The 21,889-nt window shown below is 37.5% G+C and carries 25 protein-coding genes and 1 pseudogene; 10 read left to right on the top strand and 16 right to left on the bottom strand.

Annotation, left to right across the window (positions count from 1 at the left end; translation table 11 throughout):
• Window positions 1-42 precede the first annotated feature (42 nt).
• Complete coding sequence (locus MKJ01_RS03490) at window positions 43-1,287, bottom strand: folylpolyglutamate synthase/dihydrofolate synthase family protein (protein WP_241611941.1); 1,245 nt, start codon at window positions 1,285-1,287, stop codon at window positions 43-45.
• Window positions 1,288-1,385: 98 nt separating this feature from the next.
• On the opposite strand from MKJ01_RS03490, the gene MKJ01_RS03485 reads away from it, so the two are divergent.
• Genes MKJ01_RS03485 through MKJ01_RS03465 form a run of 5 tightly spaced genes read left to right on the top strand, consistent with a single transcriptional unit; the run spans window position 1,386 to window position 5,620 of the window.
• Window positions 1,386-2,732 (top strand): TolC family protein, encoded by a 1,347-nt coding sequence (locus tag MKJ01_RS03485; RefSeq protein WP_241611942.1) that lies wholly within the window; start codon window positions 1,386-1,388, stop codon window positions 2,730-2,732.
• Window position 2,733: 1 nt separating this feature from the next.
• Window positions 2,734-3,324 (top strand): SprT-like domain-containing protein, encoded by a 591-nt coding sequence (locus tag MKJ01_RS03480; RefSeq protein WP_241611943.1) that lies wholly within the window; start codon window positions 2,734-2,736, stop codon window positions 3,322-3,324.
• Window positions 3,325-3,326: 2 nt separating this feature from the next.
• Window positions 3,327-4,412 (top strand): mannose-1-phosphate guanylyltransferase, encoded by a 1,086-nt coding sequence (locus MKJ01_RS03475; protein WP_241611944.1) that lies wholly within the window; start codon window positions 3,327-3,329, stop codon window positions 4,410-4,412.
• Window positions 4,413-4,443: 31 nt separating this feature from the next.
• On the top strand, window positions 4,444-5,118 hold the full coding sequence (locus tag MKJ01_RS03470) for a hypothetical protein (RefSeq protein WP_241611945.1): 675 nt from the start codon (window positions 4,444-4,446) through the stop codon (window positions 5,116-5,118).
• Entirely contained in the window at window positions 5,078-5,620 is a 543-nt protein-coding gene (locus tag MKJ01_RS03465) for a GNAT family N-acetyltransferase (protein WP_241632479.1), read from the top strand. The genes MKJ01_RS03470 and MKJ01_RS03465 overlap by 41 nt, the downstream gene beginning before the upstream one ends.
• A gap of 70 nt (window positions 5,621-5,690) precedes the next feature.
• On the opposite strand, the gene bcp is transcribed toward MKJ01_RS03465, so the two are convergent.
• Window positions 5,691-6,143: a thioredoxin-dependent thiol peroxidase gene (gene bcp / locus MKJ01_RS03460; RefSeq protein ID WP_241611947.1), complete on the bottom strand. Its 453-nt coding sequence runs from the start codon at window positions 6,141-6,143 to the stop codon at window positions 5,691-5,693.
• 33 nt (window positions 6,144-6,176) lie between these two features.
• Between bcp and nth the strand changes: the two genes are divergently transcribed.
• On the top strand, window positions 6,177-6,797 hold the full coding sequence (gene nth / locus MKJ01_RS03455; RefSeq protein WP_241611949.1) for an endonuclease III: 621 nt from the start codon (window positions 6,177-6,179) through the stop codon (window positions 6,795-6,797).
• 77 nt (window positions 6,798-6,874) lie between these two features.
• Here nth and MKJ01_RS03450 read toward each other — a convergent pair whose 3' ends face one another.
• The 4 genes and pseudogenes from MKJ01_RS03450 to MKJ01_RS03435 all read right to left on the bottom strand — a co-directional run bounded on the left by MKJ01_RS03450 (window position 6,875) and on the right by MKJ01_RS03435 (window position 10,129).
• Window positions 6,875-7,324 (bottom strand): DinB family protein, encoded by a 450-nt coding sequence (locus tag MKJ01_RS03450; protein ID WP_241611951.1) that lies wholly within the window; start codon window positions 7,322-7,324, stop codon window positions 6,875-6,877.
• The gene (locus MKJ01_RS03445) at window positions 7,321-7,869 is read right to left on the bottom strand and encodes a hypothetical protein (protein WP_241611952.1); all 549 of its coding nucleotides are present in this window, start codon (window positions 7,867-7,869) and stop codon (window positions 7,321-7,323) included. The genes MKJ01_RS03450 and MKJ01_RS03445 overlap by 4 nt, the downstream gene beginning before the upstream one ends.
• Window positions 7,870-7,923: 54 nt before the next feature.
• A pseudogene (locus MKJ01_RS03440) lies at window positions 7,924-8,312 on the bottom strand (DUF1398 domain-containing protein).
• 20 nt (window positions 8,313-8,332) lie between these two features.
• Window positions 8,333-10,129, bottom strand: coding sequence for a DUF885 family protein (locus MKJ01_RS03435; RefSeq protein ID WP_241611955.1), 1,797 nt, complete (start codon window positions 10,127-10,129; stop codon window positions 8,333-8,335).
• 251 nt (window positions 10,130-10,380) lie between these two features.
• Here MKJ01_RS03435 and MKJ01_RS03430 point away from each other — a divergent pair, with 251 nt between their 5' ends.
• From MKJ01_RS03430 to MKJ01_RS03415, 4 genes are all read left to right on the top strand, one after another.
• Window positions 10,381-10,842, top strand: a complete 462-nt coding sequence (locus MKJ01_RS03430; RefSeq protein ID WP_241611956.1) for a hypothetical protein — start codon at window positions 10,381-10,383, stop codon at window positions 10,840-10,842.
• A gap of 173 nt (window positions 10,843-11,015) precedes the next feature.
• Complete coding sequence (locus MKJ01_RS03425; RefSeq protein ID WP_241611957.1) at window positions 11,016-11,723, top strand: MotA/TolQ/ExbB proton channel family protein; 708 nt, start codon at window positions 11,016-11,018, stop codon at window positions 11,721-11,723.
• A 53-nt stretch (window positions 11,724-11,776) separates the two neighbouring features.
• Entirely contained in the window at window positions 11,777-12,172 is a 396-nt protein-coding gene (locus MKJ01_RS03420; protein ID WP_241611958.1) for a biopolymer transporter ExbD, read from the top strand.
• Between the two features lie 33 nt (window positions 12,173-12,205).
• Complete coding sequence (locus MKJ01_RS03415; RefSeq protein ID WP_241611959.1) at window positions 12,206-13,090, top strand: hypothetical protein; 885 nt, start codon at window positions 12,206-12,208, stop codon at window positions 13,088-13,090.
• A 20-nt stretch (window positions 13,091-13,110) separates the two neighbouring features.
• Here the strand turns inward: MKJ01_RS03415 and MKJ01_RS03410 are convergent, their stop codons facing one another.
• The 10 genes from MKJ01_RS03410 to MKJ01_RS03365 all read right to left on the bottom strand — a co-directional run bounded on the left by MKJ01_RS03410 (window position 13,111) and on the right by MKJ01_RS03365 (window position 21,807).
• The gene (locus MKJ01_RS03410; protein ID WP_241611960.1) at window positions 13,111-13,503 is read right to left on the bottom strand and encodes a hypothetical protein; all 393 of its coding nucleotides are present in this window, start codon (window positions 13,501-13,503) and stop codon (window positions 13,111-13,113) included.
• Between the two features lie 12 nt (window positions 13,504-13,515).
• Window positions 13,516-14,253, bottom strand: a complete 738-nt coding sequence (locus MKJ01_RS03405; protein WP_241611961.1) for an ATP-grasp domain-containing protein — start codon at window positions 14,251-14,253, stop codon at window positions 13,516-13,518.
• A 9-nt stretch (window positions 14,254-14,262) separates the two neighbouring features.
• Window positions 14,263-15,666 carry a nucleoside recognition domain-containing protein gene (locus MKJ01_RS03400; RefSeq protein ID WP_241611962.1) on the bottom strand — a complete coding sequence of 468 codons (1,404 nt, stop codon included), beginning with the start codon at window positions 15,664-15,666 and terminating at the stop codon, window positions 14,263-14,265.
• A 331-nt stretch (window positions 15,667-15,997) separates the two neighbouring features.
• Entirely contained in the window at window positions 15,998-16,510 is a 513-nt protein-coding gene (locus MKJ01_RS03395) for a hypothetical protein (protein WP_241611964.1), read from the bottom strand.
• A 53-nt stretch (window positions 16,511-16,563) separates the two neighbouring features.
• The gene (gene accD / locus MKJ01_RS03390) at window positions 16,564-17,418 is read right to left on the bottom strand and encodes an acetyl-CoA carboxylase, carboxyltransferase subunit beta (protein ID WP_241611966.1); all 855 of its coding nucleotides are present in this window, start codon (window positions 17,416-17,418) and stop codon (window positions 16,564-16,566) included.
• Window positions 17,419-17,490: 72 nt separating this feature from the next.
• Window positions 17,491-18,561: a class II fructose-bisphosphate aldolase gene (gene fbaA, locus MKJ01_RS03385; RefSeq protein ID WP_241611968.1), complete on the bottom strand. Its 1,071-nt coding sequence runs from the start codon at window positions 18,559-18,561 to the stop codon at window positions 17,491-17,493.
• Between the two features lie 69 nt (window positions 18,562-18,630).
• Window positions 18,631-19,497, bottom strand: coding sequence for an NAD kinase (locus MKJ01_RS03380; RefSeq protein ID WP_241611969.1), 867 nt, complete (start codon window positions 19,495-19,497; stop codon window positions 18,631-18,633).
• Window positions 19,498-19,504: 7 nt separating this feature from the next.
• Window positions 19,505-20,155 carry a CBS domain-containing protein gene (locus MKJ01_RS03375; protein WP_241611971.1) on the bottom strand — a complete coding sequence of 217 codons (651 nt, stop codon included), beginning with the start codon at window positions 20,153-20,155 and terminating at the stop codon, window positions 19,505-19,507.
• 186 nt (window positions 20,156-20,341) lie between these two features.
• A complete protein-coding gene (locus tag MKJ01_RS03370; protein ID WP_241611973.1) occupies window positions 20,342-20,872 on the bottom strand; it encodes an RNA methyltransferase in 531 nt (176 codons plus the stop codon).
• 53 nt (window positions 20,873-20,925) lie between these two features.
• Window positions 20,926-21,807 carry a bestrophin family protein gene (locus MKJ01_RS03365; RefSeq protein WP_241611975.1) on the bottom strand — a complete coding sequence of 294 codons (882 nt, stop codon included), beginning with the start codon at window positions 21,805-21,807 and terminating at the stop codon, window positions 20,926-20,928.
• Between the last annotated feature and the right edge of the window lie 82 nt (window positions 21,808-21,889).

Below are 21,889 nucleotides of genomic sequence, written 5' to 3'. Positions count from 1 at the left end.
CCCTAGACGATTTCTCGTTTTGAGTGGTGCAAATATACACACTTATTCTTTATCAGTCAAGTTTTTTTCTAAAAATTCTCCTACAACAAAATTACTTCCACCTATAAAAATCATTTCTTCCGATGTAGCTTGTTGTTTTGCAGAAACATACGCTGCCTGTACGGTGCTGAAAATTTTATAAGAAATTTTTGCCACATCTAATAAATTCTGGTAATCTTCAGGATGTCGCCCACGATGAATAGAAGGTTTTGCAAAATAAAACGCTGAATTTTCAGGTAAAATTTTCATCACCTCATCAATTTTTTTGTCATTTACAAATCCCAGGATCACATGTTTATGACGGTTTATGGAATTCAGCTGTTTAAATACCTGTTCCAAGCCTGCCTGGTTATGTCCTGTATCGCAGATTGTAAGCGGATGCTTTGAAAATTCAAACCAGCGGCCGATAAATCCGGTATTGGCATGAACATTCATTAAGCCATGCTTTATGCTTTGATCCGATATGCTGAAGCCTGATTGCTTCAGCTCTTGAATCATTGCTAATACAACTTTAATATTCTTCTCCTGGTAATTTCCTTTGAGATCAGATTCCCACTCAGCAGTTATCAAGGTGGCATCAATAAAAGGAGCATGTGCAGCATCCGCTTTCTCTTTTATGATTTTTTTTACAATTTCATTTTCGTCTCCGGAAATTACGGGAATATGGTTTTTGATGATCCCGGCTTTTTCTTGGGCAATTTCTTCAAGGGTATCTCCTAAAATATTCTGATGATCCAGTTGAACATTTGTAATGGCTGAAACTAAAGGAGTGATGATATTGGTCGAATCCAGTCTTCCTCCCAGGCCAACCTCAATAATCGCAAAATCGACCTGTTTCTGGTAAAAATATTCAAAGGCCATGATGGTGGTAAACTCAAAAAAGGAAGGATGGATATCATCCGGAAGATTTTTAAGTTTCTGAATAAATTGATAAACAAACTCCTTATCACAGTTCTGTCCGTTTACTTTGATCCGTTCTGTAAAATCAATAAGATGCGGTGAATTATATAAACCTACCTTATATCCTTCCTCCTGAAGTACTGAAGCCAGCATATTGCTTGAAGAACCCTTTCCGTTTGTTCCGCCGATATGAATGCTTTTTATTTTTTGCTGAGGATTGCCGAAAAACTCACATAGCTTTATAATATTATCCAGTCCGGGCTTATAAGCTTTCTGCCCGTCAATCTGATAATTTGGAGCTTGTATGAAAAGCCATTCCACAGCCTCCTGATATTGTTCGATAGTCATGTTACAAAATTCTCAAAAGTTTCATAGATATGAAACAATAATTTTCTGAAACTGTAACTTTTTTATATTTGGTTCGTCTAATTATAAAAAAGCGTAACATGAAAAAAGTTTTGACTATTATTCTGGGATTATCTTGTCTGGCCGTCAATGCCCAGAAAAAATGGTCTTTAAGAGAATGTGTAGACTATGCAACCACGCATAATCTGCAGGTGATCCAAAATGAATATTCAAAACAAATGCAGGATCTTAATCTTAGAATAGCAAAGAAAAATTACCTTCCCTCGATTTCCGCAAACCTCGGAAACAGCGTAAGTTTCGGACAGGCTTCTTTGGGTACAGGAAGTATCCGGAACGATAGGTTTAGTAATAATGCCAATCTTAGTGCTGATATGCTGGTCTATAATTACGGACGGCTTGAAAAAACCGTAAGGAAAACAGAATTTGATGTAGAAGCCAGTCAATATGATATTGAGACGATTAAAAATGATATCTCTCTTCAGATCGCACAACAGTATTTAACAACACTGTTAAATAAAGAAATTGTGAAAATTTCTCAATCTGCTGTAGAAAATGCCCAGAAGCAATATGACAGGGCTAAAATAACCACCAGCGTAGGAACAACCGCACAAACTATTCTTGCCGAAGCCGAAGCCGGACTGGCAAGGGAGAAGCAGAATCTCAAAACGGCCGAAATTAATGTTGGAAGAAGCTTATTTGCTTTGGTTCAGCTGCTTCAGCTCCAGGAATATAAAGATTTTGATGTTGAAGATGTGGAGGTTCCGGATCAGTTGGCGCCACAGCTTAAATCCGTTGATGAAGTTTTAGCAACAGCTTATGAAAACCAGCCACAGATCAAAGCAGCGGAAAGCAGGATCCGGTCTGCAGAAGCCCAGACAGAAGTTACAAAAACTGCTTTTTGGCCAACATTAACGGCAAGTGTTGGAATAGGGTCTTTCTACAATAATCTTCTAAATACAAATATTGTAGGGATAGATGAGAACAGAAACTTAGTTTATGAAAGAAATCTTTTTGGGCAATATAAAGATAATTTCGGTCAGCAGGCAGCTTTATCTTTAAATATCCCGATTTTTAACAAGGGAATTACAAAACTTCAGGTTGAACAGTCAAAACTGAATGAAAATATTGCTAAAGTAACCATGCAGCAACAAAAGCAATCTGTAAGGGAAAATGTTCAGAAAGCCCAGTTTGATGTTGATGCCAATTACGAGATTTATTTATCGGCTTTGCAGACTGAAAAAAGCACCAAGCTGGCGTTGGATTTTGCGGATAAAAGTTATGCGGCTGGAAGGTCTACCATTTATGATGTAAATGTGGCGAGGAATAACTATGCTAATGCACAGGGCACTGTAGCTCAGTCTAAATTTAATTATCTTTTCAGCCTTAAGCTTCTGAATTTCTATTCAGGAATTCCATTAAGTTTGTAGCATGTCAATCCAGTCTTTAGAAAAATATTTACCACAAAGCACGCTTCCGTATTTAAAAATCTGGTTTGCAGATTATTATATTCATATAAAAGTAACACGAAACAGAGATTCCAAGTTGGGGGATTACCGTAAACTCCCGGACCATTCTCATGAAATTACAATCAATTCAACCTTGGTTCCACAGCTTTTTTTCTTTGTGTTAACGCATGAGCTCGCCCATCTGATCGCCTTTGAAAAATATGGAAGAAGAATTTCTGCCCATGGACATGAGTGGAAGAAAACCTTCAGTGAAATGCTGCTGGAAAGCCTTAGTGTGTATGAAGAAAACCTGAGGCCGGTTATTCTAAAATTTTCAAAATCTCCAAAGGCCAACTTCATGGCAAGTCCGGATCTGGTTAAATATTTTCATATTGAAACCCAGGATGATAACCTTATATTTATCGAAAAGCTGGAAAAAGGAGACCTCTTCATGTATCGGAATGAAAAGTATTTATTGGAAGGTCTTATTAAAAAAAACTATCTTTGTAAGAACCTGGCTACAGGAAGGAAGTACTCTTTCAAACCTTTGGCAAGGGTAGAAAAATTCACTTAAGAATGTCAAAATCAAAAAGATATTGCGTAATTATGGCGGGAGGAATCGGTAGCAGATTCTGGCCTATGAGCACGCAGAAATTCCCGAAACAGTTTCAGGATATCTTAGGAGTAGGGCGTACCATGATTCAGCAGACCTACGACAGGATCAGCAAAATCATTCCTGCTGAAAATATATTCGTGATTACCAATAAAGAATATGTAGAGCTTACTCATCAGCAGTTACCCGAAATTTCTCAGAAAAATATTGTAGGAGAGCCATTGCTGAAGAATACGGCACCTTGTAATCTCTATATGGCCAGTAAGATTGCAGAAATTGATCCGGATTCTACCATGATTGTTCTGCCGGCAGATCATCTCATCCTGAAAGAAGATGTTTTTTTAGAAAAAGTAAAGTTAGCTTTTGATCTTGCGTCTGAGAATGAATTTCTTGTGACTTTAGGAATTACTCCTACAAGACCTGATACGGGCTATGGATATATTCAGTTTGTAAACAAAAACAATTCTGATTATTACAAAGTAAAAACTTTCACGGAAAAGCCGATCCTGGAAATTGCAAAAAGTTTTCTGGAGAGTGGTGATTTTTTATGGAACGCAGGAATTTTTATCTGGAATGTAAAGAGTATCTCTCATGCATTTGAAAAATACCTGCCGGAAATGACCCAGCATTTTATGGCTTGTGAATACAATACAGAGAATGAGAATGACTGTATTGAACTGATTTATCCTAAACTTCAGAAGATTTCTATTGATAACGGTATTTTGGAAAGGGCAAAAAATGTGTATGTAATTCCTGCTGATCTCGGATGGAGTGATCTTGGAACATGGACTTCAGTATATGAAAATGCAGACAAGGATGATAACCAGAATTCAGTGAAATCCAAACAGCCCGTACTTACTTACAATTCAAAAGGAAATGTTATCCGGCTGAAAAATACCAATAAAGCTGTTATTATTGACGGACTGGAAAATTATATTATTGTTGATACGGATAAGGCATTGCTGATTTGTCCCAGAGATAATGACCAGCTCATCAAAGATTATGTTCTGGATTTGAAAAACCTGAAGAAAGGAGACAAATTCATGTAAAATATTTGGATGCTTTCGGCGTTCTTGAATTATGATCAGATACAGTTATCAATTCAGTGTGTTCTTATTTATTTTTTGGGGAGTATCTTTATATTCACAAGAAAAAAAGCAGTTTTATGATGTGGCTAATGTCCTTCAGAATATTATCCCTGAAAGTAAAGCAGATTCCTGGAGTCTTATTCATCAGGTGTCAGGGAAAGATACGGTCATAAAATCATCCTCAGCGGATAAAAATTACCTGTCTCAGTCTTCAGGGTTTAACATCGGAATCGCTGAAGAAAATGAATTTTATTATATTGTCTATTCTCTGGGCGGAAAAACCGCATATGTTACGAATCTGGAGGAACTTAAGAAGTTTACAGGCAGGATTGATAATATTCAGGATGCAGCAGTATCTGTAGCAGCGGAAGGCTATATTATTGATGAAAATTTTAGAGATGTCGCCGGGAATTATTATGAAGATTCATCCAACTATTATCTGGATTTAGGAAAACTTACTTCAAAAGAATGTCCTTATCAGAAAAAATATTTTACCTTAACCATTAGTAAATCAACAGGGAATATTTCTAATGTTAAAGATAACGGATCATATATCGAGCTTTATAATAAAAAGTGTACGAATAATCCAAGGCTTTTAAAAATTGAAAAGAAAGAGGAACCTAAAGATGAGCCTAAAAAACCAGCCAGATCCACAAAACGCAGATAAGTCGTATGAAACAGAAAGATTAATTATCCGTCCTATGTCACTGGAAGATGGAGCGTTTATTCGTGATCTCTATAACAGACCTAAATTCATTAAATATATTGGTGACCGCCAATTAAAAACGGTTGCCGATGCGGAAAACTATATTAAATCCAGATTTCTTCCGCAGTTTGAAAAACTGGGCTTCGGAAACTACCTGATCATCACAAAAGAAGGGAATGTTAAAATCGGCGGAATAGGAATTTTTGAAAGGGAAGGACTGGATATTGTTGATATCGGTTTTTCTCTTCTTGATGAATTTGAAGGAAAAGGGTATGCGTACGAAGCAGCATTAAAAGTAAAGTCCATCGGGATGGAAGATTTCGGATTACAAAAAATTTCAGCGATTACCACAAAAGATAATTTTTCTTCCCAGAAGCTCATTGAGAAACTAGGATTGAAGTTTCAGAAATATGTAATGATTCCCGAAGACCCTGAAGAACTCATGTATTACGAAACGGAATAGATGAGGCTGTTTTCAAAAGTCTTCACTTCACATTTTAGTTTAACAATGACCATGTAAAGTGAAGATCATATTATTTATCTTCTAAAATCTGTTCGGCTGCTGTTTTTGAAGTTACCTTTTCAATCACTCTGGTACAGATTCCTTCTGCATCAAAAATAAAAGTGGTTCTTACAATCCCCATGTATGTTTTTCCAAAAGTCTTTTTTTCCTGCCAAACTCCGAAATTTTCAATAATTTCATGGCTTTCGTCAGCAATTAAATCATAAGGAAAAGCAAATTTATCGTGAAAGTTTTTCTGCTTTTTTACAGAATCTCCGCTAATACCCAATAATTGGAATCCTTCTTTTTCCAATTTTGAATAATTATCGCTAAGGTTGCACGCTTCTACCGTACAGGTAGGCGTATTGGCTTGAGGATAAAAGAAAATAACTAATTTTTTGCCTATCAGATTTTCAGACTGTACAGTTTCTCCGTTCTGATTTATTCCTTCAAATCTTGGTAATTTATCTCCGACTTTCAGCATAATAATTTAATTTTGTTCAAAATTAACGGTTATATGACAAAAAAGCAAAGAGCCGAGCTCATTCAGCAGGAATTGGAAAAATTGTATCCAGAAGTTCCTATTCCGCTGGATCATACTGATCCTTATACTTTGATGGTTGCCGTAGCACTTTCTGCCCAGACAACCGATAAAAAAGTGAATCAGGTAACTCCGGAACTCTTTAAAATTGCCGGAACACCTGAGAAAATGGCTGCATTGGAAGCAGACGAAATCAAAGAGTTGATTAAAGAAATCGGATTATCCAATACCAAAGCCAGAAATTTGAAAAGAATGGCAGAGCTTCTTCTGGAAAGGCATCAGGGGATAGTTCCTCAGACATATGAAGAACTGGAAGCATTACCCGGAGTAGGACATAAAACAGCTTCTGTGGTGATGAGCCAGGGCTTTGGATTCCCTGCTTTTCCGGTTGATACGCATATCCATCGGCTAATGACACAATGGAAACTGACGTCGGGAAAAAATGTAATAGAGACAGAAAAGGACGCAAAATCCATCTGGCCTGAAAGAGTCTGGAATAAGCTGCACCTTCAGATTATTTATTACGGAAGGGAATATTCTCCTGCAAGAGGAAAAGGTGAAAAGGATTTTATTACGAAAATGCTTTTTGAGAAATAGAAAGTTGATTAACCGATAAAATTCTCGTTCCTTTGTATACAAAATTCGAAAATTTAGGGTATTTGTAGTTTTGAAGATTACTCCAGATCCAGCAATCTTCTGTGATAATTGATCTGTCCTACATGATAATTCAAATGTCCGAACAAATGAATAAGAAAATACTCTATAGTCATTGGGTATCCTAAAGGTTCGGCAGGATATTCTTTCTCCAGATCTTCGGCAGATAATTTTTCAAGCGTAAAATTGACCATATTAATTGTTTTTTCTACCTGTTCGATAAGTTCAGTCCGGGGAATATCTTTTAATGAAAACTCTAAATCCCTCTGTCTGATGTATCCTGAATGTCCAAGCTGAGCTCCGATATAGGTATTTAAGTTGCCTATTAAATGAAGACATAAATTTCCCGCAGAATTGGAAATGTTTTTATTGATTTTCCAAAGTTTTTTTTCATTTTGGTATGTTTCTATTTCTGTCTTTAACTTATTTAAATCCCTTGCGTATAAAAATTTTAGGCTTTCTGTTATCATTGTATTACGGTTTTAAAATATCCTCTGAAATCTTTTGTAAAAGAATCGACTTTGGTTTTATAATCTATAAATCCATAAATACTGTCGTTCGCTAGAAAATCAGCTTTATTTAAAACTAATTTTTGATGGAGAGGTTTTGTTTTGATAAATTTAATTTCAGAATGGAGTGTTTTGGGATCAATATCTTTTATTACAAAATGGCCATCAACAATGTTTATCAGAACTCCATTTCCAAAATAGCTGTTGCTGTTATTGATCCATATTTGCAAAGTGTCATTTTTTATAACGGCATTACATTTATAATTATCCATAGCATGGATACCCAGATTTTGGATTACATAAGCAGATCGTGTTTTACTTACCGGCTTTTCGCCCGGAAACAATTTTAATTCAGGAAATTTTGATAAAAGTTTAATCGTATCATTTTGTGCCAGGCCTTTATCTATTAAAAATTTTCCAAAGTTCCCTTCCCTGTTTTTCTCTTTCTTACAGGATAATACTATCCATGCGAGAAGGGCGGACATTACATACAAAGCTTTTATCATAGCTTAAAAAAATAAAAGTAAAACGGAAATCATAAAATTATCTGTGAATCAATTTCAATGAGGAATATCTTCTTTTAAAATTTCATTTCCTTTTTTATCAAAATAAGTGCAGGTATGGGCATTAATATCGACACGCCATTTTTCGATTCCTGTCTCTGCACAATGCCGGCAGAATGTTATATAGTCTGTTTTACCTTTTTGATGCGCTTAAGATATTCGACAAATACTTCTTCATCAGAATTTTCACCAATCATTAAATCTTCATACTGGGCTTTTGAAACGGTATTAGAACCTTCTTTACCAAAATATTCTGTATGACTGTCTTTCACCCATGTTTCAAATGACGTGACTCCAAACTTCTTGATTTCCTGTATATAATTGGGAAAATCGGCAGCTGATTTTACTTTACTGTGGGCATTTTCAATTTGTTCTATAGTAAACATTCTTTATTTATTTAGAGTGATCATTTTTGTTTTTTTGCCCAAAGCTCCATTTTCCTGCTCAGAACATCCAGAGGAAGACAGCCCAGGCTGAGTACTTCATCATGAAACTTAGCCAGGCTGAAGTTCTTTCCTAATTCTTTCTGATATTTTTCTCTCAGCTCGCGGATTCTAAGGGAACCTATTTTATAGCCCAAAGCCTGGCCAGGCATTGCCATATACCGTTCTACCTCAGCGGTTGCTCCGGCTTCATCATAAGAGATGTTGCTAAGAAAATACTTAATAGCCTCTTCTCTTTTCATGGTCCCGGTATGTAATCCTGTATCTATTACCAACCTTACTGCTCTCAGCATCTGGTCACTCAAGTATCCCATTTTCTGATAAGGATCGGTATATAATCCGAATTCAGGGCCTAATGTTTCACAATAATGCGCCCAGCCTTCACCGTAGGCACCGAACCAGCCGAATCTCATGAATTTCGGTAGCCGTGTATTTTCCTGCTGAAGAGAGACCTGATAATGATGTCCCGGAATAGCTTCATGTAAGAAAAGAGATTCCATTCCTGAAGTGATATTAAATTTTGAAGGGTCGGGAAGCGGAACGTAAAAGATCCCGGGTCTTTTCCCGTCAGGAGTTCCCTGAATATATTCTGCACTGGCACTGGCCTCCCTGAATTTTTCGGTTTGACGGATTTCAAATTTTGTTTTCGGAGTAACGGAGAACATCGTTTTCAGCTTTGGGGTTATCTTCGCTAAAATTCCGTTAAAAGCACCCAATACTTCTTTGGATGTAGTGTAAGGCATTGCTTTCGGATCTGTTTTTACAAAGCTGATGAATTCTTCCAGGGTTCCGCTAAAGCCTACCTGCTGCTTTACTTTTTCCATTTCTGCACGGAGCATAGCTACCTGCTGCTGTCCTGTCTTATTGATTTCTTCCGGAGACTGATTGGTCGTAGTCCAGCTTTTTACATAATACCGGTAAATTTCCTTTCCGTTAGGTAGGCTGTTATAACCATCCGTATCCCGGGCTTTCGGCAGATATTCTTTTTCCAGGAAATCTCCCATTTTTGTATATGAGGGAATGATTTTTTTAGTAATAATTTCTTTATAAGATGCTGAAAGTCTTTTTTTCTGCTCTTTGGTAAAATCCTTCGGGAAGTTTTTAACAGGCCCGTAAAAAATGTTTTTCCCCGGGTCAGCAGATGTTATTTCTTCCGCTCTCATCTGAGGAATCATTTTAATAACCAGCTTTTTTGGAAGCACTATTTTATTGCTGATTCCTTCACGGAAATTTTCGGTTGCCGCATTCATCCAGTCGGGGAACTTTTCCATTCTCTTCAGCCAGTCATTATAATCTTTTTCCGTTTTGAAAGGCTGGCTTCCCTGTCCGCTTCCGTATAAAGGGAAGGTCAGCGGAAGTCCGCCAAACTGTGTAAACGGAATATACTCAGGATGATAGGCATACGCTTCAATTTTATCTTTTAATGTATAATCCAAGACATCATAAACCACTTTATTCTCATCAGAAAGGCTTTTATAATCAACATTTTCAAGCTGTTTCTGTACCGAATGATAAAAAGCGACTTCTCCTGAAATAAAATCTTTATCAATCGTAATCGGCAGCTGATCGTTATACCTCAGGTCACCCTGTGAAGTAGCTTCTAAAGGATATAGTTTTAAATACTGTTCATAGTAATTGGAAGCAATCGAATCCAGATTGGAAGGAGTGACTTTTGTTAAAGGGGAGTCATATTTTTTACAGGAATTAAGACCCATCATCACACTTAATCCTAAAATGCCTTTCAATATAATATTTTTCATTTTTCAGAATTATTTTTGAAGCAAATGTAAATATTATAAGAATACAAGTTAAAAAATATGAATGGCAGCAGCCATTTTATCTTATTAGGGATTGATCGTAACAAATTAATTTTCTCAATAACTGTAGTTTATAGACCAAATGAAGGATTTTTAAAAATAATTTTAAAAAATAATTTTCACATTCAATCTATTGTTTATCTTTGTTGAAAACGTTTAACAATCATAGTATTACAGTTCTTTTTTAAGAAATAATGAAAGGGATTTTAAAAATTTACCATCCGGACGAAACGCTAAAGTACAATATCAGAAACACTTATTGTAAGGCGATTTACAGCAACCAGCAGCATTTATTAGAGGTTGAAATACTTACGGATGACAGTCTGGATCATGTAGATGATGATTCTTTGCAGTATAACTTTCCGCAACTCTCACTTGAAGTTTTTGATTTTCCTCTGGAGTCAGGAGAAATAGAAGGAAAAACAATTGTCATTAATGATTCCGAAGAGGATACCTTTACAGAAGTGGACCTTTTTGACGATGAAGATGCTTTTATCTATGACAATGAGCTTCAGTTTGAAAAGAATGAGGATGATGTACTGCAGGTAATCTGGAAAGGGACTATTGATGATTTTTATACAGGATCCGGTACACCTATTCCCTTCAGACTTAAATGTGAATTTAAGCAGGATGATATTGTGGTAGACGAAGACTAAAAAGTCTTTTACCCAATATCTTACCGAACATAATTTCTTTTCAAATTTTTTTTGAAAAGAAATTTACTATTTTGAAAATAACAGGTTTTGAGATGTTTTTTAAGCAATTTTTAAGATAACATTTCATAATATTCCATTACATTTGTCGTTACAACTTTTATAAAAATAGATTAATGCTGTTAACGGAACTTACTCAGATTTTATTCGCACAGGTTACCACCTCTGCAGTGGCAGAGGCACCCAAGAAAGTATTTTCATTCTGGGAAATTATGTTTCACGGAGGAATATTTGCCAAAATAGTAATGGTTACGGTATTGTTACTGGGCATATTTTCCGTCTATCTTTTCTTTGAGCGGTTTTTCTTTATTAAAAGGTTAACCTCAAAGACGGATGCTGATTTCATGAATAATATTGAGGATTTTATCAAAGAAGGAAAGATCGAGTCTGCTGCAGATTATTGCAAAAGACAGAATTCGCCGGAAGGAAGGATTCTGGAGAAAGGCATTTCAAGACTGGGCCGTCCGGTGTCTGATATTGTCAGCGCCATGGAATCGCAGGCACAGGTGGAGGTCGCAAATATGGAGAAGAACCTGAATCTTTTAGCGGTGGTACCCAGTATTGCGCCAATGCTCGGATTGTTGGGAACAGTAATCGGGATGATCATTGCTTTCTTTGACCTTTCGAATATGGAAGGGGCTTTTTCCCCAAAAACACTTTCAGAAGGAATTTATACTGCACTGGGACAGACGGCAGTCGGACTTGCTGTTGCTATTCCTGCTAACTTTTTTTACAATATCCTTTTAACAAGGATTGATAAATTTGTACTGAAAGCGCAGAATATGTCCGGAGAATTCCTGGATCTTATCAACAAACCGTTATAAATTTTCGATAACCAACTGGAAGGTTCTGCCATTAAAATAATACAAACAAACGGATGAAAATTCAGAGAAAAAATAAAGCACGCCCGGAATTCAGTCTAGCTGCCATGACAGACGTCATCCTGCTGATGCTGATCTTTTTTATGATCACTTCTTCTGCGGCTAACCAGAGTGCCATCGATGTAAAGCTGCCTAAAACAGGTGCTATTGATGATAATATTCCAAACCCATTAACGGTAAGCATAAAACCTGACGGATCTTATTTTGTAGATGATAATCCTGTGAACAGAACAGATCTTGAACAGATCATCGTGAATAAATTAGCCAGCCAGACAAGTAAGGCTTTTACCATACGGGCAGATGAAAATACCATGCATAAAGATGTGGTTTTTGCCATGGAAATTGCTGAAAAACACAAATTTAATATTGCCATTGCCACCGTTAAAGAATAATTTATCCTAATATTCAGGTAGATCATGTAAAGGATGAGAAGCGATACGATAAACAGAAATGAACAAAACAGAGACCGGATAAAAAGCGCTTTGCTTTCTGTCCTGATATGGTCTGCGATCCTGTTGTTTGTTTTTTTATATAAACTGAAGCCGAAGCCGCAGGAAAAAGAACCTGAAGTAGTAACAACGATGCTGGTGAATTTCGGAGATAACAGGAATGGAAATGGGGCAGAAGAACCTGCAGACCAACCGGGGAGCCTTGCTGCATCAACAGAAGCACCGACTACAGAACCTGTAGAAACGGCGGTTCCTGAAACAAAAACAGTTATTGAACCTCAACCTCAACCTGAAACAAAAAAATCGGAAGCTAAAGAAAAGATTATTACAGGAAATAACAATAAAGTTACGGTTCCGAAAAAAGAGGATTCAAAAGATAATAAAAAATCAACTGCCAGTACCAGTGCCAGTAAAACAGCAAAAAAATCCGGAGCAGCAACAGCCAACTCTAAAACAGGTAATGGTGATGGAAAAGGGACTGCAGCTATCGGAAACCTTATCAGAGGCAGAGGTACAAAAGCAGGAAGCCAGGGTGACGGTGAAGGAATAGGAAATGCAGGAGATCCTTTAGGCGGTGACGGAAACGGAGATAGCAAAGTGGGAATAGACAGGAGGCTTGTGGGCTTTATTCCGGGAACTATGGGCCGGGGCGGATCACAACCGGCTAATAACTGTACGGCAAGCGGCACTATTACTGTTGCGTATACTGTAGATAAAGCCGGAAATGTAGTTTCAGCAAGAAGATCCGGAGGAACGTCTGATCCCTGCATTACTTCCAATGCGGTTTCCTGGGTTAAGAAATATGTGAAAGCTGAAAAATCCAGTGTTTCATCCACCGGCACGTATAAGATTACTTTCTAAGCAGATAAAAGAAAAGCACTTTATTCAAGTGCTTTTTTTATTTCGCTGATTCTGTTAATGACGGGAAGCGCAAAAATCCCGCTGGTCTGAAGATACAATTCATAAAACGTTTGGGCTTTGCCCAGAAAGTCGCTATTGCCTTCTGATCTACCTTTAAAATAGAAAAGATTTCCCAGCATTTCATAGTAATCTTTATGGTCGCGTTCCTGTCTTTCATTAACGATTTCTATAATTTCAGTTTTTGATTTTGAAGATAGTTCCGTGAAATCCATCTTGAAAATATCTTTCATCAAAGAATCGAAATCCAGTTCTTTCTGCATCAGGCTTTCTTCTGGCTTGTCTAATATCAGTTTCTCCAATGCCTGAGACAGCTGGCGTATCAGCCGTAATGTAAATTCTTTATCAGTAATCATATATCGTTTTAATTAAAAGTTTAAAAAGTCTTCTGTATGCGTAAGCTCGCTCCATCTTGCTGAAAGAAATTTTGCGTAATCACCAGGTGAAAGGCCGTACGTGCCTAAGGAGTGGCCGTCGTTAACTTCAACCAAAATAGTTTCCCCATTTTCATTTACACCAAAATCCATCGCAAATGAATTAGGTTGCGAGCTGAATGAGCGTACTGCCGATCTTACTGTTTCCACATCTATTTTGGTATCCCAGTTTCCTTTATAGCGTCTGATGTCCAGGATTTCTTTATAGCGGATAAAACAGCGCCATTCCGTTTTAAAATCCATACGTTCGGAGCACCAGATTTCAGTATTCTTACCGCTATCAATCAAGCCGATAAAATCCATTTCATTTTGTATTATTTTCCCTGCAAACAGTTTGGTTTCCTTTTTGGGCTTGATGAAGATGTTCCGGTTGCTTTTTTCTGCAAAAATCTGATCGACCGTTGATTCCCAAATTTTTCTTTTCAGGAAAGGCATTAATTCTTCCGGATAATCGATTTCTTTATCAGGACGGAAGATATCTAAATTCTGGAGTCTCTTTCTAACATTCCCAATTCCTCCGACGATAATATGTTCGGGATTTTGATCTGATATTTCGTCTGCATCGACAAATTTTACGATTTCATAACCAAAGTTCCTGAAGCCTTCAAAAGCAACAAAGGCATTGACGTTATAGAACTCACCGTTTTTATCAGTCTGAATGTAAGCTTTCATCTGTTTACATTAAGCAAAAAATAAATATGCCAGGCCAATAGCCGTAATTACTCCAACTAAATCCGCCAATAGCATAGCAACAACGATATATCTTGTATTTTTCACGGCTACAGCCCCAAAATAAACTGCAATTACATAAAATGTCGTATCTGAACTTCCCTGAAGCACAGCTGCCAGTTTGCCCTGGAAGCTGTCTGCCCCGAAAGTAGCCATCGTATCCACCATCATTCCTCTGGCTCCGGAACCGGACAGAGGTTTGATCAAAGCGGTCGGTAACCCATCCACAAATCTTGAATCCAGGTTAGCGGAATAAGCAACCCATTTCATCCCATCAATAATCACATCAAAAACTCCTGAAGTTCTTAATAAAGAAATAGCGATAAGCATACCGACCAGATAAGGAATAATTTTCACACAGGTCCAGAAGCCTTCTTTTGCCCCTTCCACAAAGGCATCAAAAACATTAATTTTTTTATAAACCGCTCCCAGAATGATCGATAAGAAAATAAATAAGATTAATCCATTGCTTAAAACTTTACTGAAATCATCCAGCTCATCTTTGCTTAGCTGTACCAGGTAAAGCACCAATAAAGCGATAATAGAAGAAATTCCACCTACATAAGCAATAACGATAGGTTTTAACAGGTTGATTTTCTGATATAAAGAGACGATGATCATAGCGGCCAAAGTTGCCGCAAAGGTGGCGATCATACAAGGGAGGAAAATATCTGTCGGCGTTTTGGAACCCATAGAAGCACGAATTGCAATAATGGAAACCGGGATCAGTGTCATGCCGCCGGCATGGAGACATAGAAACATAATCTGTGAATTGCTTGCCGTATCTTTATTCGGATTGAGAGACTGCAGGCTTTCCATGGCTTTTAATCCGAAAGGGGTGGCGGCATTATCAAGACCCAGAAGGTTTGCACTGAAATTCATCAGCATATGCCCGAAAGCGGGATGGTTTTTAGGAATATCAGGAAATAATCTTGAAAAAAAAGGTTGTATCAGCCTGCTTAAAAGATTAATACCACCTGCTTTTTCAGCAATACTCATAAATCCCATAAAAAGAGTCATAATTCCAATCAGCCCTAAACATATTTTCACGGCCGTTTCAGAAGTTCCGATCACGCCGTCTGCTTCCTGTACCCGGTAGATTTTTACGTCCTGCTTTAAAGAATCTGTTTTATAATGGATCCGGCTGTCTGCAAAATCAGGCTTTTTCATCAGGCTGTCACGTACAGCAGGGGATAAATTGTTTATGTTCTGTACCGCAATCTGTACCGTGTCACCGCTTTTCCCTACAACCATGTCATTAAATATGGTTCTGTAATGGCTTGATGAAACGTATTTTATACTGGCAATGGCAATGGCAATAATGATGAATGCCGACCAAATTCTGCTGAGGACCATCCGGTTGAATTATAATTGTTTAAACTTATTGAAAAAACTTCATATTACAAAGATGCGGGAGTGGTTTTTAAAGATTCATATTTTTAAGGAGCTGTTTCCTGCTATCCACTTTTACTCCTCGCTCCGGTGCATTGTCCTCTTCTTGCTGCGGGGTAACCGTTTCTATCAGGGCTAGGAGGATGTCGTTTTATGAAACGGCCGATCTCAATTAGAAAGGATAAGATAAGAAATAACAGATTATAAATTAATGGCTATCAAAGCTTAGGGAATGATTTATAAAAAAATTCAACTCAGTAAACTTAAATCTGAATCTCGTGTCTGCAGAGATAAGCTATTTCTCATCCAGATATACCAGAAAACCTTCAAAATCATCATCCTTACTCTTCAGTACTTTGGCATCTTTCATTTTTTTCTCCAGGCCGTCTATAAAAAAACTCTTTTCAAAAAACTGACGGTGAACGCCTTTAAGCATCTCCATAAAATAATCCATTCCTATCTTATTGTTATGGAGATCCATCTTGGTCTCTAATGGCTTGTTGGGAAAGAGTTCTTCATGAAGGTCCGTGATTCTTTTGCAGAATGCAAGGGCTTTTTCAGGTGATGAAACCTTACAGCAGTACATCATGATAAAGCAGCACCAGAGCGCATGCCTGAATGAATTTCCGATACCATTGGTAGATGCTGTTTCCGGAAATTTCTTCTGGGCGATGGTGTAGGCCTTAAGCGTAGCATAAAAACTCAACAAAGAAAAAAGAGGATGGGGTAGAACCAGCGATAAAAGCCGCATGATCTTTTTCAAGCTCATGCTCCGGATGATATTGAAGAATATTCTGAAAGTTCTCATCAATAAAAATCTCTCCCCAATAAGAGAGAGATGATTGTATTTTGTTATAAAGTTTAAGCTTTAACAGTTAATAAATTGACTGTTTTAGAAACGGTATCCCGGATTTCCGTCCTTTTGACAATAAAATCCACAAATCCTTTTTCCTGGAGAAATTCTGAAGTCTGGAATCCTTCCGGTAAATCCCGGCCGATCGTTTCACGGATCACTCTTGGGCCTGCAAATCCGATTAATGCCTTAGGCTCAGCCATAATGATATCCGCTGTCATGGCGAAAGAAGCCGTGATTCCTCCAAATGTAGGGTCACAAAGATAAGCGATGTATAAAAGTCCTGCTTCAGAAAGCTGTGCCAGTTTAGCCTGAACTTTTGCGAGCTGCATTAATGAATAGGTTGCTTCCTGCATTCTTGCTCCACCGGACTGACAGATAATCATATAAGGGAGCTTCTTTTTTATACAGTAATCAATAGCTCTCCTGATTTTTTCACCCATTACGGAACCCAGTGAGCCTCCGATGAAAGCAAAGTCCATGCACGAAACCACCATTTCGGTTCCTTTTACGGTTCCTACCGCATTTCGGATAGAGTCCGTAAGTTTTGTCTTTGCCTTTACTTCTTTGAGACGGTCTGCATAAGGTTTTGTATCTTTAAACCCCAGTATGTCAATACTTTCAACATTCGCATCCAGTTCAGTGAATTTACCTTCATCAAAAAGGATATCAAAAAATTCTGCACTTCCTATTCTTACATGAAATCCGTCTTCAGGAGAAACATAGTTATTTCTCTTTAATTCGTCATTTTCAACAATTTTTCCGGAAGGAGTCTGATGCCAAAGACCTTTGGGAACGTCTTTCTTCTCATCAGTAGATGTCGTAATATTTTGTGCTTTTCTTTTAAACCACTCGAATGCCATATCTTTATAATTGATGTATGATAAAAGATAAAAGATGAGTGAAGTTATCGCTCATCTCTTATCATTTATAATTTATTTAAGCGTATTTACGTTGTTTAAATCTTCAAATGCCTGAACCAGTCTCTTAGAGAATGTTTCCTCACCTTTCCTTACCCAGACTCTCGGGTCATAAAATTTTTTGTTCGGCTTCTCTTCTCCGTCTGGGTTTCCGATCTGAGCTCTTAAATAATCGATATTATTCGTCATATAATCTCTGATTCCTTCCGTATAAGCAAACTGAAGGTCGGTATCAATATTCATTTTAATAACTCCATAATCAATGGCTTCTCTGATTTCCTCTAAAGTAGATCCTGAACCTCCGTGGAATACGAAATTTACCGGCTTTTCAGCAGTCCCGAATTTCTCCTGAACATATTTTTGGGAATTATCAAGGATTTTCGGTGTAAGTACTACATTTCCTGGCTTATATACTCCATGTACATTTCCGAAGGCTGCTGCAATGGTAAAGTTTTCAGAGATGGCTTTCAGCTTTTCATAAGTATAAGCTACATCTTCAGGCTGGGTATATAATTTTGAATTGTCGACATCCGAATTATCAACACCATCTTCTTCACCGCCGGTAACACCTATTTCCACCTCCAGAGTCATCTGCATTTTAGCCATTCTCTCGAAATATTGCGCAGACGTTTCAAGGTTTTCTTCTAAAGATTCCTCAGAAAGGTCAAGCATATGGGAAGAATAAAGTGATTTCCCGGTTTGTTTGAAGAATTCTTCATTTGCATCCATTAATCCGTCGATCCAAGGCAATAATTTCTTTGCACAGTGATCGGTATGAAGAATTACAGTGGCTCCGTAAGCTTCTGCAAGCGTATGAATATGTTTTGCTCCGGCAATCGCTCCTAAAATAGCAGCTTTTTGTCCGTCATTGCTTAATCCTTTTCCTGCATTGAAAGCAGCTCCTCCATTAGAGAACTGAATGATAACAGGTGAGTTTAGTTTGGCTGCCGTTTCCATTACCGCATTAACGTTGCTGGAACCAATTACGTTTACTGCGGGTAATGCAAATTTATTTTCTTTAGCATGCTGAAAAATATCAGTAACTAATTGACCTGTGGCAACTCCTGCCGGGAAAATTCTGCTCATGTTTTACTTTTTAATATAAATTATTCGGATTTGTAAATTCCTGTAAAGATAATGATTTTTGCTTAATTGCTAATTTCTTTTGTCCCGGCCCCAAAGCAGCTTTTGGCGGATGGTTTCATAAAAACTCAGATTGTTGGGCTGAACAAGGAGAATCTGGAAATCTGCTTTTCTGATAATAATCTCCTTATCTGTTTCTATGTGGATCAGTCTTGAATCCAGCGAAAGTGAATATTGAGGAACCCTGCTCTCTACTTTAAACTTAATTTCAACCCGGTCGTTTACTACCAATGGTCTTACATTGAGGTTATGAGGAGCAATGGGAGTAATGACAAAATTTTCGTTATTCGGGGAAATAATCGGTCCGCCACAGCTTAATGAATAGGCTGTAGACCCTGTCGGCGTAGAAACGATAACGCCGTCGCCCCAGAAAACATTTAAAAATTCATCATTGATATAAGAATCGACTGTTACCATGGAGGTCGTTTCTTTCCTGGAAAGGGTAACATCATTTAAAGCATAGGGAAAGAAGTCTTCCAGTGCCGGTGAAACTACTTGGATAACAGAACGTCGGCTCGTCTTAACATCACCTTTTAAAATAGAATCCAGCTCCCTGAAGGCCTCTTCTTTCGTAAAGCTGGCAAGAAATCCTAATCTGCCGGTATTCACGCCTACGATCGGGATCTCAAGATCTTCAATAAAGGTTAAAGAATTTACAATGGTGCCATCGCCTCCGAAAGTGAAGAAAAGATCAACTTCTTTATCCAGCAGATCCTGTTTGCAGTTAAACGTTTCGAAAATTTTTGAAAACTGAAGCGCTTCAGCCATCTCATCATATAAAACGGATTTTATCCCTCTGTTTTCAAGCTCGGAAATAAATTTGCTTAAATATAAAAAAGTATCAAGATCTTTCTTCTGAGAATATATGGCTGCCTTCATTCGTATTTTATATTTCTATGAATTTCTGGAAAAAACCGAACCTGTCCTGAAACAGATCTGATTTGTCATCAGAATAATATTTCTGTACAATCCTGTAATCATACCGGTCAAATGTTTCATCAATAGAGCTTAGGTTTTCATTGCTGATCTTAATCGTCACATGAATGGCGTCATCCGACATAAAACTGATGAATGCCCCGTAGAATTTAGAATTATTGCTTTCCACGATATTGGCAATCTCCGTCATCGAATATTTTCTTGAAGGCACCTCTACCGTTAAAATGGCTCCGGATTCAGAAAAGAGCGGATATTTGGACAGGTCCTGGAAGATATCTTCACAGCTGATGTATCCAAGATATTTTTCATTCTTATTGATTACCGGAACTACGTTAGCACTAAAGGTATAAAACAGCCTGATGCTGTCCATGATATTATTATCCTCAAGAATGGCAAAACGCTCAATCTGGTGTTCAATATCTTTCAGGATGCCGTCTCCTTCATAAAGAAAATCTTCTGCAATGGCTCCGAGAAAACGATTGGATTTTTTAATGAAAATATGAGAATATCCAAATGCTTCTAACATGTCTCTTGCTGATTCTATCGAGTCAGTCAGATTAAAACAAGGAAAATCTTTTGAGATATAGTCTTTGATAAACATTGTGCTAATTTATAAAAAATTAAATGAAATTTTTTCTGAAATATGACTTTTTTTTCTCATAAAATAAAAAAAAGCGATTTTAAAATTTGCCCGTCACAAAAAAATAGGTATCTTTGTCGCCTTTCATTTTTACTTTTTATTAGATTTATTTCAAACTGCACTGTCTTTTAGGCATTTGCAGTTTTTTTATTTCAGGGCCTTTGCGAATTCCCACATCACAATTCCGCCACAAACACTCACATTTAATGAATGTTTCGTACCTAACTGTGGGATTTCAATAAAAGAATCGATATTTTCCAATGCTTCATCACTGATTCCCTCAACTTCATTTCCTAAGATAACCGCATATTTTTTTAAGGGATTAATAGTAAAGTCCGTAATCATTTGGCTGTTGGAAGTCTGCTCAATCCCTATGATTTCAAAATCCTGTTGCTTAAGGTGTTGAATAGCCGTGTTAATATCCGCTTCATGGCTCCAGTCCACACTTTCCGTTGCTCCTAAAGCAGCTTTATGGATTTCACGGTGTGGCGGCTGAGGCGTGATGCCGCAGAGAATAATTTTCTGAACCAGGAAAGCGTCTGCCGTCCGGAAGGTGGCACCTACATTATGCATGCTTCTTATATTGTCCAGTACTACGACTAAAGGAATTTTTTCGGTGGTTTTAAAAGTTTCCACGTCAATTCTGTTGAGCTCTTCCAGTTTTAATTTATGTACCAAGGGTCTGTATTTAAATTTATTATTACTATTTATAATTCAGCCATTAAAGATTTTTATTTAGGTAAACCGATAATCTGATGAACACTTTTTTCAATGTTCTGTGCGATGGCTTCCATAGGAATATCATTTTCATCATTGCTGAAAGGATCTTCAATTTCTTCGGCAATCATTTCCAGGCTCATTAATACATAATATACAAAAACCGTCAGCGGAATCATGAAAAGGCCGATCGATATTACATAGGCTATCGGTAGAGCCAGTACGTAAAGAATAATAAATTTCTTTACAAAAGACGAATAGGAATACGGAATCGGCGTATTTTTGATTCTTTCGCATCCTCCGCAGACATCAAGGAAACCTGAAAGCTGCGTGTCCAGATACAGCATTTCAAGATCTGAGATTTTCCCGTGCTTTTTAAGCTGATGCAATTTATGAGTTAAAAGAATGATAATTTCACTTGGGCCATGGTGTTTAATATACTCTTCAATTTCAGAATAGTCTTCATCCAGTGCTAATCTTGTAGATTCTTTAGAAAGATGCTTAGCCAGGAAATGCGGAAAGTATTTAATATATCTTGCAATCTGTTCCAGGTCTTCTCTGTCATCCTCAAGTACAGCTTTCATTTTAATGATGAAATTCCGGGAATCATTGACCAGCTTGCCCCACAGCTTTCTGCCTTCCCACCAACGGTCATAAGCAGTATTTGTCCTGAACACCAACAGCAGCGAGAGTACAAAGCCCAGTAAAGAATGGATCATGCTTACATTACTGATGGGCGATTTCGAAGAAAGATGGAGATATTCCACTTCCAGGTATTCAATGCCCCAGGAATACAGGCCAACCAGAATCATCGTCGGAAAAAGGATCTTCAGGGTGTCGCTTTTGTGTAAGCTGAGAAGGATTTTCAGGAAATGTTTGGTATTGTAGACTCTCATAGAACGGATTATGGTTGCAAAGATAAAATTTTCGTTTTTACCATAGCTTTGCACGGAAATATAAATTACATTAATCCGATAT

The sequence above is a fragment of the Chryseobacterium sp. SSA4.19 genome, from assembly GCF_022601875.1.
In the GTDB taxonomy this organism is placed as follows: Bacteria; Bacteroidota; Bacteroidia; order Flavobacteriales; family Weeksellaceae; genus Chryseobacterium.
Note: the sequence above shows the minus strand (reverse complement) of the source record. Positions and strands in the feature narration are given on the sequence as shown.